General features: G+C 51.6%; 14 protein-coding genes. 10 read left to right on the top strand and 4 right to left on the bottom strand.

The features are described 5' to 3' along the window. Window positions 1-54: 54 nt before the first annotated feature. From QWY20_RS04330 to QWY20_RS04320, 3 genes are all read left to right on the top strand, one after another. Window positions 55-312, top strand: coding sequence for a hypothetical protein (locus QWY20_RS04330; protein WP_091339755.1), 258 nt, complete (start codon window positions 55-57; stop codon window positions 310-312). Window positions 313-373: 61 nt separating this feature from the next. Beyond that, window positions 374-1,231, top strand: a complete 858-nt coding sequence (locus QWY20_RS04325) for a 6-carboxytetrahydropterin synthase (protein WP_330127807.1) — start codon at window positions 374-376, stop codon at window positions 1,229-1,231. Beyond that, window positions 1,194-2,036: a M23 family metallopeptidase gene (locus QWY20_RS04320; RefSeq protein ID WP_330127806.1), complete on the top strand. Its 843-nt coding sequence runs from the start codon at window positions 1,194-1,196 to the stop codon at window positions 2,034-2,036. The genes QWY20_RS04325 and QWY20_RS04320 overlap by 38 nt, the downstream gene beginning before the upstream one ends. A gap of 6 nt (window positions 2,037-2,042) precedes the next feature. Here the strand turns inward: QWY20_RS04320 and QWY20_RS04315 are convergent, their stop codons facing one another. Continuing rightward, window positions 2,043-3,833, bottom strand: a complete 1,791-nt coding sequence (locus tag QWY20_RS04315) for a M61 family metallopeptidase (protein ID WP_330127805.1) — start codon at window positions 3,831-3,833, stop codon at window positions 2,043-2,045. A gap of 58 nt (window positions 3,834-3,891) precedes the next feature. On the opposite strand from QWY20_RS04315, the gene hinT reads away from it, so the two are divergent. The 5 genes from hinT to QWY20_RS04290 all read left to right on the top strand — a co-directional run bounded on the left by hinT (window position 3,892) and on the right by QWY20_RS04290 (window position 7,301). Continuing rightward, entirely contained in the window at window positions 3,892-4,248 is a 357-nt protein-coding gene (hinT, locus tag QWY20_RS04310) for a purine nucleoside phosphoramidase (protein WP_330127803.1), read from the top strand. 85 nt (window positions 4,249-4,333) lie between these two features. Beyond that, complete coding sequence (locus QWY20_RS04305; protein WP_228611340.1) at window positions 4,334-4,753, top strand: acyl-CoA thioesterase; 420 nt, start codon at window positions 4,334-4,336, stop codon at window positions 4,751-4,753. A 70-nt stretch (window positions 4,754-4,823) separates the two neighbouring features. Continuing rightward, window positions 4,824-5,306: an Mpo1 family 2-hydroxy fatty acid dioxygenase gene (locus QWY20_RS04300; RefSeq protein WP_330127802.1), complete on the top strand. Its 483-nt coding sequence runs from the start codon at window positions 4,824-4,826 to the stop codon at window positions 5,304-5,306. Between the two features lie 85 nt (window positions 5,307-5,391). Continuing rightward, window positions 5,392-6,474: a sensor histidine kinase gene (locus QWY20_RS04295; RefSeq protein WP_330127801.1), complete on the top strand. Its 1,083-nt coding sequence runs from the start codon at window positions 5,392-5,394 to the stop codon at window positions 6,472-6,474. Window positions 6,475-6,479: 5 nt separating this feature from the next. Further along, on the top strand, window positions 6,480-7,301 hold the full coding sequence (locus QWY20_RS04290; protein WP_330127800.1) for a LytR/AlgR family response regulator transcription factor: 822 nt from the start codon (window positions 6,480-6,482) through the stop codon (window positions 7,299-7,301). Here the strand turns inward: QWY20_RS04290 and QWY20_RS04285 are convergent. Then, the gene (locus QWY20_RS04285) at window positions 7,298-8,293 is read right to left on the bottom strand and encodes an ATP-dependent 6-phosphofructokinase (protein ID WP_330127799.1); all 996 of its coding nucleotides are present in this window, start codon (window positions 8,291-8,293) and stop codon (window positions 7,298-7,300) included. The genes QWY20_RS04290 and QWY20_RS04285 overlap by 4 nt on opposite strands. A gap of 169 nt (window positions 8,294-8,462) precedes the next feature. Here QWY20_RS04285 and QWY20_RS04280 point away from each other — a divergent pair, with 169 nt between their 5' ends. Continuing rightward, the gene (locus QWY20_RS04280; protein WP_330127798.1) at window positions 8,463-9,434 is read left to right on the top strand and encodes a DMT family transporter; all 972 of its coding nucleotides are present in this window, start codon (window positions 8,463-8,465) and stop codon (window positions 9,432-9,434) included. 48 nt (window positions 9,435-9,482) lie between these two features. On the opposite strand, the gene pyk is transcribed toward QWY20_RS04280, so the two are convergent. Together pyk and QWY20_RS04270 are read right to left on the bottom strand one after the other, a co-directional pair. Beyond that, a complete protein-coding gene (gene pyk, locus QWY20_RS04275; protein ID WP_330127797.1) occupies window positions 9,483-10,919 on the bottom strand; it encodes a pyruvate kinase in 1,437 nt (478 codons plus the stop codon). 138 nt (window positions 10,920-11,057) lie between these two features. After that, window positions 11,058-11,915, bottom strand: coding sequence for a MurR/RpiR family transcriptional regulator (locus QWY20_RS04270; protein WP_091339722.1), 858 nt, complete (start codon window positions 11,913-11,915; stop codon window positions 11,058-11,060). 264 nt (window positions 11,916-12,179) lie between these two features. On the opposite strand from QWY20_RS04270, the gene zwf reads away from it, so the two are divergent. Next, window positions 12,180-13,646, top strand: a complete 1,467-nt coding sequence (gene zwf, locus QWY20_RS04265; RefSeq protein ID WP_330127796.1) for a glucose-6-phosphate dehydrogenase — start codon at window positions 12,180-12,182, stop codon at window positions 13,644-13,646. Window positions 13,647-13,653 lie beyond the last annotated feature (7 nt).

The raw sequence follows: 13,653 nt of genomic DNA, 5'->3' as shown, positions 1-13,653 counted from the left end.
AGACCGTCTCTATCATAAGCAGACAGCCAGCATTCTGTCGGCATTGGGGGCCGCATGAGCGAACAGGATAAACAAGCACTAAGCAACGCCGAAAAACAGCGGCGTTACCGCGAACGGCAAAAGCAAGCCGGTAAAAAAGAACTGCGGGGCTATCTGACCCCTGAGGCGATGCAATGTTATCAGGATATCCAGCAAAAGACCGACTGGAACGACAGCACCATTATCAGCAATGCGCTGCGTTTGATGTATGCGGCACATAAGTGTGGTCAGGTCGGTTTGCTGAATGCCTGGTTGAAGGAACATGAGCGTTAAGCCTGCCATTGTGACGGTGGCTGCCGTATAATGTGGTTATCTTGTTAGCCTGTGAGTTGTTATGATTTTATTTGTACGTGATCTGACGGTCATTGATTTCTCTTACCTCTGTGCCGAGCGCGGTTTACTGGGTGAAAGCCTGATTGTCGACGTTGAGCTGCATGGTGATCTGGATCAGACTTCCATGGTGTTTGATTTTGGCTTGGTAAAAAAAGTGATCAAAAAAGCCATTGATAGCAGCATTGATCATGCGCTGGCAGTCCCTGCTGCTTATCAGGGGTGCACACTGAGTGAGCTGGGTGAGCAACAGCGGGTGCATTTTACCAGTGCCAGAGGCACTATTCAGGTGGCCGGCCCGGCTCAGGCCTTTGCACTGCTGCAGGCAGAGCAGGTCAACCTGCAGTCAGTAGAGCAATTTATTTTGCAGCAACTGGCCGGCAAATTACCTGATAATGTGCAGGAGGTGCGCCTCACTTTGCGACCGGAAGCCAGTCAGGGCTTCTATTACCAGTACAGTCACGGCCTGAAGAAACACGATGGCAACTGTCAGCGCATTGCCCATGGCCATCGTTCGACCATTCAAATTTATCAGGATGGCATGTTATCGCCGCGACTGAATAAGTTTTGGGCTGATCGCTGGCAGGATATTTATCTGATCACCGAGCAGGACTTGTGCCAGCCAGCGGATTTGCAGCAGCTGCAACCGCTGCCAGGTGATCTGTGTTCACGCTACCAGGCCGGGCAGGGTGCCTTTGAAATCTGTTTGCCTGCCAGTCATTGCGAAGTGGTGCCATGCGATACCACGGTAGAGTGTTTGGCCGATTACATTGCCGGTGTGTTAAAAGCACTGGATACAGCGCATCAATACAAGGTGGTGGCTTATGAAGGGGTGGGTAAAGGCGCTATTGCTGTCCGCTAGCCTGGCCGGGTACACAACCACTGTGGCTGCTGGGCTGAGCATGGATAGCATTGCGGTGCAGGGGGAGCTTACCCAGGGCAGTTTAATCCGGGTGACTGTGCCAGCAGGGACAAAAGCCTGGTTTAACGAGCGAGAGTTGGCGGTGAGCCCGGATGGTCAACTGGTATTCGGTATTGGCCGGGATGCCCCCCTGCAGCATCAGCTGCGGTTGGAGCTTGAGGGGCAGCAATTGACCGTGCCGCTTACCTTTCAGGCCCGTGAGTACGATATCCAGCGTATCGAAGGCGTTGAGCAGCGCTTTGTCAGCCCGCCAGCTGAGGTGCAGGCGCGGATCCGCCGTGACAGCCAGCTGGTGCGGGCTGCCCGTGCTACCGAAACCGATTTGCCCTATGCCTTTCAGCAACCGGTATGGCCTGCTTATGGCCGTATTACCGGCGTTTATGGCTCACAGCGTATTTTCAATGGTCAGCCGCGTAATCCGCATCTGGGGCTTGATATTGCAGGTCCGGTCGGCAGCCCGGTGTATGCGCCAATGACCGGCGTAGTGACCTTGGCAGAAGATCTGTACTACTCGGGCCTGACCTTGATCATCGATCATGGCTATGGCGTCAGCACCACCTTGATGCATCTGGATGCGTTTCATGTGGCTGTTGGTGATAAAGTTAACCAGGGGCAATTGGTGGCCGCTATGGGCGCAACCGGTCGGGTAACCGGTCCGCACCTGGACTGGCGCATTAACTGGTATCAGGAGCGGCTGGATCCGGCGCTGCTTATGCCTGAAGCAGCCCCTCCTTTGAAAAAGTAGTAAATCTTAACTGTCCGTCCGAGCCTGGCTGGCCCACCAGGCGCTCCAGGCGCTTTCATCCACAATGCTGAGCTGAGCCACCGTCGCTGGCGGTGCTGTCAGCTCCAAAGTTCGTTCCAGCAAGCGATCTCTGCGGAACAGATGCAAGGACAGAGCCTTTTGTTTGGGTAGGCGGAGCAGCAGCTCAGTGACACTGTTGCTGCTTAACCGAAACCCTGCAATGGCCAATAGTTCATCGCCCACCATTAAACCCGCCTGATGAGCCGGCCCCTGATGGTACACCGCAGTCAGTTTAATGCCTTGTTCGGAACTCTGATACTGAGCGCCCAGCCAGGCGTTGCCATTATTTTCTGCAGGGCCGTTCAGGTCGTCCGGTTTTAGCGGAGCACGCCAGTTGAGCGCTAAGCCAAGGGCTGTCAGATAGTCTTCCAATGGGATCGGCTTTGGCTGTTGCACCCAGTGGGTCAGTTGGCTGGCGAGCTCAGGCAGCTGCCAGCTTTTAAGAACGCGGGCAATGGCGCCATCCGGTGTGCCTGTGTTCAGATAGTCTTGCCACAGCTGTTGCATCAGTTGCGGTAAACTCCGGCCATGGGCGGTTAACGCTGCATCGAGGCAAAGCGCGACCAGAGCGCCTTTGGCGTAATAACTGGCGATGGCATTGACCGCATTTTCATCCTGTTTGTAAAACTTGGTCCAGGCATCAAAGCTGCTGTCTTCGAGGGATTGCACGCCATTGCTTGGGTTACGTGTGACCCTGGTGATGGTTTTCTCCAGTGCCAGCAGGTAATCGGCAGCGTTTTGCAGGCCACTGCTGTACAAGGCCAAATCATCCAGGTAAGAGGTGAATCCTTCGTAGATCCATAGCTGCCGGCTGTATTGCTCCTGCGCCAGCTGGTACGGGTGAAACTCGGCTGGTTTTAAGCGCTTGACCCACCAGGTATGCAGGTATTCGTGACTGCACAGACTAAGCAGGGTCTGGTAACCCTCGTTGATTTGCTGTTGCCCGGCGGCTGGTAAATCAAAACGACTGCACAGCAGCAAGGTGGAGTCGTTGTGCTCTAAACCGCCAAAACCAGAGTCGGTGACCCAGGTTAAAAACCAGTAGCTGCTGAGATCGGCAGGCAAACTGCCAAAGATGGCTTTTTGCTGTTGGCAGATGGTCGCCAGATCCTCGGTAAAGCGCTGCTGATCACAAAGATTACGGCCGCTGACTACCAGGTAGTGCGGCACCGCATCAATCTGAAACTCGGTCAACTCAAAACGACCAGCCAGTAAGGGGCTGTCAATTAAATGCTGGTAGTCGCTGGCAAGGTAAGTGCCAAAGCCAAGAAAGGGCGTGTCAGCAGCAGCTGGCAGGGCAGTGGCCAACCGCCAGTCGGCGGCATCCTGGTCGGATGGAGCCAGGATCTCCAATTGATGCGGCATCGCCTCCATACCAGCAACCGCCAGACACAGGCAGGCCGGATTGAGGATGGCGATTTCATCATCCAGATAAGCCGCCCGTACCGAGCGATCAAAAGCATAGAGCTGATAACAGATGCGAACGGGCTGACCTCGATGCTTTACCTGCCAGCTTTGTTTATCGGTTTTCAGCACGGCTAAAGCCCCGTCTCGGTCGCTGGCGGTCAGCCAAATCAGGTTACGGGCAAAATCACGGATCATGTAGCTGCCTGGGATCCAGGCTGGTAAGCTGAGTTGCAGTGGCGCCTGATCGAGAGGGCGAACCGACAGTTCAACTTCAATCAGGTGCGCAGCGATATCGGCGCAACGAAGCTGGTATTGAATTGAAGCCTTCATATATACTGAATTCTCCTGCAGAGCAATTCTGCTGATTGTAACATGACAAGGAATCCTCATGGCGGAAGAAACTATTTTTAGCAAAATTGTGCGTGGTGAAATCCCGGCCGATATCCTGTATCAGGATGAGTTGGTGACTGCTTTTCGTGACATTCACCCCAGAGCACCCAGCCATATACTGATCATTCCAAATCACCTGATCCCAACAGTTAATGATGTCGAGCCAGAAGACGAGCAGGCATTGGGGCGGCTCTTTACCGTAGCGCGTAAACTCGCCGCTGCCGAGGGCATTGCCGAAGACGGTTACCGGCTGATTATGAACTGCAACCGGCACGGTGGGCAGGAGGTGTATCATATTCATCTGCATCTGGTAGGTGGCCAGCCCCTTGGCCCAATGCTAAGCTCAATGCGTTAACAAGTGACTGAGACGGGCAGCCCATTGCATTTGATGCATCTTCACGTACAATGCGCGCCCGCAGTCCCCAACCGAGCAGCCTTTCATGAGCACAGAGAACCAAGACGCACTGATTGCCAAACGCATGCAACATGCCATTACCCGGGTCACCAAAACCGTGTTTCCGGGCCGGACCAACCACCACAATACCTTGTTTGGTGGCGAGGCGCTGGCCTGGATGGATGAAGCGGCTTTTATTGCAGCCACCCGCTTTTGCCGCAAGCCATTGGTAACGGTGTCATCGGATCGGGTCGACTTTAAAGAGGCTATTCCGGCTGGCACCCTGATTGAGCTGGTGGCCAAGGTTGATCACGTTGGCCGTACCAGTATCCGGGTGCATGTGGATATTTTTTTGGAACACATGTATCAGGACGATCAGCACAAAGCGATTTCAGGCAGTTTTACCTTTGTTGCCCTTGGGCCGGATCGCAAGCCGGTGCCGGTATTGTCTGGCCTTACTGAGTAAGGCCTTTGCTTGACATTGTTAACCAGTGGATTACTCTGGTAAGAGCAGTTAACGAACGTCAGGTCCCATCATGAAAACAGCCCAACAATGGTTTGCCGAGTACGCCGAGAGTCATCAGAACACAACCAACAAAGCCATTCATTGGCTGGCTGTACCGGTCATTTACGCCACTGTATTTGGTTTGCTCTGGTCTGTTCCAATGCCATTTGCTGGCTTAGCTGCCAGCGAAATCAACTGGGCGATGCTGATTGCGGTGCCGGTGTTGGTGTTTTACTTCAGCTTGTCTTTTGCCCTGGGGGCAGGCATGACGCTGTTTACTGCCTTGGTGTTTAGCCTATTGCGCTGGCATGAACTGGCGCTTGCCTGGCCGCTCTGGCTTAGTAGTCTGGTGCTCTTTGTGCTGATGTGGCTGCTGCAGTTTATCGGCCATCGTATTGAAGGCAAAAAACCTTCTTTTTTTCAGGACATCTTCTTCCTGCTGATAGGCCCAGCCTGGCTGCTTAGCTTTATTCTGCAACGTCTTGGCATCCGTTATCAGCGCCGTTGCGACTAATGCAAGGCGAATCAGGTTTAACTGAGCTACAACAAGGCGCCAGTGGGGTATAATTTCAGCTCTGACAAGCAGTTTTGGTGGCGTTTTGTTACACAATCTAGACGATAAAAAACATCTGCAGTTCTGGCTACTTCACACCCTGGGCTGGATCGGTTTTGCCGTAGTGCATTACCTTGGCTCGCTCGTGATAGAAGTGCGAAATGCCTACCTCTGGGTGGTGATGCTCGATACCTTTGTCGGCTGGCTGCTGACCATACCATTGCGTTATGTCTACCAACGAGCCTGGTACTGGCATCCATTGAAGATGATCCTGACGGTGTTGCTGTTAGCCACTTTGGTTGCGCTGGTCTGGACTATTTTAAAGAACCACTCCTATTGGGAAATTTATCGTCATGGCTTTCAGCCTAAAAGCTGGAACTGGGTGCAGTTGTACCTGCGTCATGCAACGGCATCGTTTTATGTGATGTTAAGCTGGAGCGGCCTCTATTTTGGCATTAAGTATTACCAGACCTTGCAACGGGAAAAACAAAAGCTGTTAACGGCCACCAACAGAGCGCATGAAGCTCAGCTAAAAATGCTGCGCTATCAGTTAAATCCCCATTTTTTGTTTAATACCTTGAATGCCATCTCTACCCTGGTACTCACGCGTGAAAACGATACGGCAGAAAAGATGGTGACCCGATTGAGTGACTTTTTGCGTTACTCTTTGTACAAAGATCCGATTAAAAAGGTGCCATTACAACAAGAGATCAGTGCCGCCCGTTTGTATCTGGAGATCGAAAAAGTGCGTTTTTCAGAGCGGTTGAAAGTCACTTTTGAGGTAAGTGAAGATGCTTGCCAGGCACTGGTACCGAGTTTGATCTTGCAACCCCTGATTGAAAATGCCATAAAGTACGCAGTAGCTACTCAGGTGGATGGCGGCCACATTGCAATAACGGCGAAAAAATTCGGCCATGATTTATTGCTTGAGGTGGCTGATAATGGGCCAGGTGTCCCTTTAGACGGCGGCTTGCCAAAATCGGAGCACAGTGGGGTTGGTTTGGTCAATACCCGCGAGCGGCTGGCTGCTTTGTACGATCACAATTTTTCGTTGGTACTGACCCACAACGAACCGCAGGGGTTGAAAGTAAATATTCGCATTCCCTATGAACTGGATACAACGGAATAAAACGCATGCTAAACGTCGTAGTTGTCGATGATGAACCGCTGGCCCGCAAAGGGATGCTGTATCGGCTGGGCGAATATAAAAATCTGAATGTGGTTGCTGAGTGCGGCAATGGCAAGGAAGCGCTGGAAGCCATTGCCCGGCATCAGCCAGAGCTGGTATTTTTAGATGTTGAAATGCCGGGCATGGATGGTTTTGCTGTGCTTGAACAGTTGCAAAGCCAGCATTTGCCCATGCCTTACATTATTTTTGTCACGGCTTATGATCATTATGCGCTGGCCGCTTTTGATGTGAACGCGATTGACTATGTGCTCAAACCGGTCGAGGCAGGGCGCTTAAAAGCAGCGATTGATAAGGCAGTTAAAGCGTTCGAAAGCCGGGATGATCAAAAGCACAAATCGCAATTGGCCGAGGTGGTGTCGCGCTTAACCGGCGATGCAGCCGAAACCATTTTAGAACGGCTTAGCAATGAAGAGCCGGTGGTGGACTCGCGCTACCCGGATGCCATCAGCATCAAAGACAGCGGCGAAATTACCCGGGTAATGGTGATTGATATCGATTGGGTGGATGCAGCTGGCGATTACATGTGCATCCATACCCGTGACGGACAAACGCATATATTGCGTAAAACCATGAAAGAGCTGGAACAAGAGTTGGACCCTCGCTTGTTTGTCCGGGTCCATCGTTCTGCCATTGTCAATGTAAACACCATCGTAAAATTGCAGATGCTGCCCAATGGCGAACACCAGTTGATGCTGAGCAACGACCAAACGGTCAAAGTCAGTCGCAGTTACAAAGATCGGGTAAAGCAGGTGTTTAAAGGCGCTTAATCGTTGGCCACCTGCTGCTGCCAGCGCAGCAGGTAAGGGTCGATACGCTTTTTATGCTCGCCACTGGCTTGCAGTGGGTACAGGCAAGCCTGATGGTTTACTTCACCTGCCATCATCAGATGGGCACCCCCCAGCAATTGTTCGACGGCGTAAGCTCCGAGCTTGGTAGCCAAGATCCGATCAGCGCCAACCGGTGATCCTCCACGCTGAATATGCCCAAGCACGCAAGCGCGGCATTCGATGCCAATGGCTTTGGTGATGTCCGCTGCCAGAGCCGTGCTTCCCCCCGGATAGCAATGCTCCGCCATCACAATGATGTAGCTGCTCTTGCCTTTAACAACCTGGGCATTTTGTATTGGGCGGATCACACTATCCAGTTCGCCAGCCTTGAGCACGCCAAGTTCCGGACAAATAATTTGCTCAGCGCCACTGGCAATGCCGGCCGACAACGCAATAAAGCCGCTGTGCCGTCCCATCAGTTCCACCAGGAAAATGCGCTCGAATGCATCGGCGGTATCGCGAATTTTATCGATTGCATCGAGCGCAGTATCAATGGCGGTGGCGTAGCCAATGGTCGCATCTGTGCCATCAACATCGTTATCGATGGTGCCTGGTAAGCCCAGGATCTGGCCTGTGTAATGCTGCGCGATGGCCAAAGCCCCTTTAAAGCTGCCATCACCACCAATCACCAGCAAGGCATCGAGCTGCATTTGTTGTAAGGTCTGTGCTGCTGCTTTGGGGCCAGCTTCGGTATGCATGGCCGGGCAACGGGCGCTTTTAAGCACGGTGCCCCCCAGGTGAATAATATGCTGTACGTGATAGGGCAGCAGTTTTTTATAGTCTCCTTCAATCAGGCCATTAAAGCCATGTGAAAAGCCAACCACCTCAATCTGATGGGCCGCAGCGGTCAGCACAATGGAGCGAATACAGGCATTCATGCCTGGGGCATCGCCACCGGACGTTAGTACCCCAATGCGTCGAATTGTTGTCATATCCTTGTTCCCGTAGCTGCTTAATGCGAATCAGTATAGCAAAGTTGCCTCGGTTGGCATTGATCTGCAACAAGTCGCAGAGCCGGCTCATTTCACTGAAATAAGGCGACTTTTTTTCCCGAATAAGCGACAATAACCACTGTTCATTACCTTTGCAGGATCTGCTGTTATGCATCAGGTTTCCGGTCGCGCACTTCTTGGTTTCAGCCTGGCTTTTACCACGGCTGTGCTTTGGGGCATTTTACCCATTGTCCTTAAAGTGTTACTGGATTTTCTGACCGCCAGCACCCTGACGGGTATTCGTTTCCTGGTGGCTGCACTGATGGTCGGAGCCTGGCTGGTCTGGCAAGGGCAGTGGCCACGCCTGAGCTTATTAAGCCGCCAGGGGATCCTGCTGCTGCTGATTGCTATAGCTGGCTTATTGGCCAATTATCTGATGTATATGTCGGGCCTGAATTACCTGACGGCAGAAACCGGGCAGTTATTAATTCAGTTAGCGCCTTTTTTGATGATGCTGGGTGGCGTCTGGATCTTTAAAGAGCGACTGCAGTTTTGGCAAAAAATAGGCGCAGCCATTTTGCTGGCCGGTTTATTGTTGTTTTTTAACGAACGATTGCTGGATTTGCTGACCTCGGTCAGTGAAGAAAGCATCGGTTTGTTGCTGATTATAGGGGCTGCTGTGACCTGGGCGGCTTATGCGCTGGCGCAAAAGCAATTGCTGGTGCATTACAGTTCCAAGCAAATCATGGTGCTCATCTACTGCGCCGGAGCATTGGTTTTTATGCCACTGTCGGACTTGCAGCCTTTGTTGCAACTAAGCGGCTGGCATTGGGCGTTTTTGTTGTTCTGCTGTTTGAATACCGTGGTGGCGTATGGTGCCTTTGCCGAAGCGATGCATCACTGGGAAGCATCTAAAGTCAGTGCCGTACTGGCAATTACGCCGCTGGTGACCATTGTGGTAGCTAAAGGCTTGCATGCACTGCAACCTGACTGGTTGTCGCCGGAACCACTCAATGCCTGGGCCATTCTTGGTGCTTGCCTGGTAGTGGTTGGCTCAATGACCACGGCCCTTTCACCCTTGTGGGGCCAGTACCATGCCCGTTACAGCGCGCGGCAGCAACAAAAAGGCCGCAGTTTGTAGCTGCGGCCTTTGGTGTAGCTGGTCGTCATGTTAGTAGCATATTTGTGCTTACTTAACCTGTACGATTTTGCAGGTATTGGATGCGCCAATGGTTTCCATTTGATCGCCATGGGTCAGCATCACCAAATCGCCACTTTTTAAGCCTGCGGTACTGGCAATGCACTGAATAGCACTGTGTGCCAGTTCATTGGCAGGAATTGCGCGGGTATCAAAGAAAGCAGGGTAGACACCGCGATACAAAGCCAGTTTATTCAGGGTTTTTTGATGACGCGATAACGCATAAATCGGTTGGGTGGAGGTAATGCGTGACATCAGTTTGGCGGTGTAGCCAGACTCGGTTAAGGCAATAATGGCTTTAATACCAGGCAAGTGATTGGCGGCATACATTGCGGACATGGCAATGGTTTCACTGACATCACCAAAGGTTTCCTCCATCCGGTGTTTGGAAACCTTAATGCTGGGGTGCTTTTCTGCCCCAATACAAACGCGTGCCATTGCATCGACGGTTTCCGTCGGGTAAGAGCCGGCAGCCGTCTCGGCAGAGAGCATCACCGCATCGGTGCCATCCAAAACCGCATTAGCAACGTCCATCACTTCGGCCCGGGTAGGCATCGGACTCTCAATCATCGACTCCATCATCTGGGTAGCGGTGATCACAATGCGATTAAGCTGACGACTGCGGGCAATAATGCGCTTTTGCTGACCAACCAGCTCCGCATCGCCAATTTCAACCCCCAAATCACCGCGAGCAACCATCACGGCATCCGATGCCAAAATGATGTCATCCAGCGTTTCGTTATCTGCTACAGCTTCGGCGCGCTCAATTTTTGCCATGATACGTGCTTCAGAGCCGGCAGCCAAAGCCAGTTCGCGGGCCAGTCGCAAGTCATCACCACAGCGTGGAAATGAGACTGCCAGATAGTCAACGTCAATTTCTGCAGCCAGCTTGATGTCTGCTCTGTCTTTGTCGGTCAGGGCAGGGGCCGTTAAACCGCCCCCCTGACGGTTGATGCCTTTGTTGTTACTCAGCTTACCGGCAACGGTGACTTTGGTATGAACTTTGCTCCCATCGACGCTTGTGACCTGCAATTGAATACGGCCATCATCCAGCAACAAAATATCGCCTGGCTGTACATCCTTTGGCAGTTCTTTGTAATCAATCCCAACCTGTTCCGCATTACCCGCTCCTTTGGGCAGGCTGGCATCCAACAAAAAGGGCTGGTCTGCTTTTAACACTACCGAGCTTTCTGCAAAGGTAGAGACGCGAATTTTAGGGCCTTGCAAGTCACCTAAAATAGCCACGTGCGAGCCAGTTTTGTTGGCCGCAGCGCGCACCATGGCGGCGCGTTGGCGATGATCATCGGCAGAGCCATGAGAAAAATTGAAACGAAAAACTGTGGCGCCTTTGCGGATCAGTTGTTCAATTGCTGCTTCGGTATTGGTAGCCGGGCCTAGGGTCGCGACAATTTTAGTTCTTCTTGGCATCAATTGCTCCTGGATGTGGGAATGAACGATTCCTGATAGTGTAATGTAATTTTATTACAGAATACAGCGCGACTACCAAAATAGTAAGAAAATAAATAACAACAACTGACAAGCTCTGCTGCCAGTTGCTACCGTTATTTAAGCTGGGAAGTCTTTCTTCTCAAAGCGGGAACCACGTAAGCTATCTTTTACTTTTTTCAGGTTTTCCCTGAATTTTGAGCCCCGGCGTAGGGTAAATCCAGTTGCCAGGATATCAATCAGCACCAATTGGGCGACCCTGGAGGCCATTGGCATGTACATATCAGTATCCTCCGGCACATCCAGTGACAGCACCAGGGTGCATTCACGCGCCAGCGGACTGTCATAAGCAGTAATGCCTATCACCGTTGCATCATTCTCGCGGGCAATGGCTGCAATATCACACAGGTTTTTGGTGCGGCCAGTGTGGCTGATGCAAACCACGACATCACCTTCGGCACTATTAATAGCAGACATCCGCTGCATCACGATGTCGTCAAAACAGACCACCGGCACATTAAAACGAAAGAACTTGTTTTGCGCATCATGCGCGACCGAGGCTGATGCCCCTAAGCCAAAGAAAGAAATTTTCTTGGCTTGAGTTAAGACATCAACGGCACGGTTGATGGTGTTGATATCAACATTGTGGCGGGCTGAGTCCAGCGCTGCCATGGTGGACTCAAAGATTTTTGCTGTGTAGGCCTCCGGGCCATCTTCCTCTTCAACATGCCGGTTCACATAAGGGGTACCGTTGGCGAGACTTTGCGCCAGATGCAGCTTAAAATCCGGGAAGCCTTTGGTATCAAGACGACGGCAAAAACGGTTGACGGTCGGTTCGCTGACATCCGCCATTTTAGCCAAAGCAGCTATACTGCTATGAATGGTGGTTTGCGGGTTGGCCAGGATAACTTCAGCGACTTTACGCTCAGACTTGCTGAAGTTAGCGACACTGTTGACTATTTTTTCAAGTACATTCATTTCATGCTTCCTGGTTGTGCGACCTTAACTGTCGCCGAGCCGGTGTAATAGTGGTTGTTATACATCCAAACCCGGTTACAGAAAAGTATTTATTTTACCACAGTTGAACGCTGCAGCCGTTATAAAAGCCGCTTACTGGGCGTATAATAGGTTACTTAAGCATATTTGTAATTAAATTACAATAAGTCGGGTTTACAACGCCGAAATGCTGCGTTAGTATGCGGAGGTTGTTGTAAAATTACATCTTTAGAACGGGACTAAATTATGTCATCAGCAGCAAAAGCCTGTGATCTTCTGTTATTCGGTACCAAAGGCGATCTGGCTCGTCGTAAACTATTGCCAGCGCTGTATCAGCTGGAAAAAGCTGGTTTAATGCATGATGACAGCCGGGTGATTGGTATTGCCAGAGATGAACTGGAGCAAACGGCTTATCAACAGCTGGTACGTAAGAATCTGGAAACCTTTATTAAGAAAGAGCCGATCGATGAAACGGTATGGCAACGTTTCGAGCAGCGTCTGATTTATGTGCAATTGGATTTAACGGCTGCGGCCGACTATCAGAAGCTCAGTGCTGTAGTGGATTGCGACCAACGGATCCCCGTCAGTTATTTTGCCACTCCACCAGCCTTATTTGCATCGATTTGTGCCGGTTTGCACTCTGCCGGTTTGGCAGCAGAGCCTGCCCGTGTGGTGCTCGAAAAGCCCATTGGCCATGATCTGGAGTCGTCCCGTCAAATCAATGAGCAAGTCGCACAATACTTCCAAGAATGTCAGGTGTATCGCATTGATCACTACTTGGGCAAAGAAACGGTATTAAATCTGCTGGCTCTTCGATTTGCCAATGCCATTTTTGCTTCCAACTGGGATCACAATGCCATTGATCATGTTCAGATCACGGTGGCTGAAGAGGTTGGCGTAGAAGGGCGCTGGAGTTATTACGACGATGCCGGCCAGATGCGTGATATGGTGCAGAACCATTTGTTGCAGGTGCTGACGCTGATTGCGATGGAGCCACCAGCACGCCTTGATGCTGACAGCATCCGGGATGAGAAGTTGAAGGTACTCAAAGCATTGCGGCCGATTGATATCAGCAATGTGCATGAAAAAACGGTGCGCGGCCAGTACGCCGGTGGTTATGTGGCCGGCGGCGCTGTACCGGGCTACCTGGATGAGGAAGGCTCGCGCAATAACAGTAGCACCGAAACCTTTGTCGCGATTAAAGTCGATATCGATAACTGGCGCTGGGCTGGCGTACCATTTTACTTGCGCACCGGCAAGCGGATGCCGGAAAAGCGCAGTGAAGTGGTGATTAGCTTCAAACCCCAGCCACACAACATTTTTCATGAAACCTACAAACAATTGCCAGCCAACAAGCTGATTATCCGTCTGCAGCCGGACGAGGGCGTTGAGGTGCAGGTGATGAATAAGATCCCTGGTCTTGGCGAAAGCATGCAGCTGCGTCAAACCAAGCTGGATCTAAGTTTTGATGAAACCTTCAGTTCAAAACGGATTGCTGATGCCTATGAGCGCTTGTTGCTCGAAGCCATGCTCGGTAATCAGTATCTGTTTGTGCGTCGTGATGAGGTAGAGCACGCCTGGCGTTGGGTTGATGGTATTTTAGAGGCCTGGAAATCGACCGGTGAGCCACCCAAAAGCTATCAGGCGGGAAGCTGGGGCCCGGTTTCCGCCATTTCGCTGTTGGCGCGTGATGACCGCAACTGGGATGAATAGGAGAGAT

It is taken from the genome of Alkalimonas cellulosilytica (assembly GCF_036325985.1).
Taxonomy (GTDB): Bacteria; Pseudomonadota; Gammaproteobacteria; order Enterobacterales; family Alteromonadaceae; genus Alkalimonas; species Alkalimonas cellulosilytica.
This window is presented reverse-complemented; position numbering and strand designations above follow the sequence as displayed.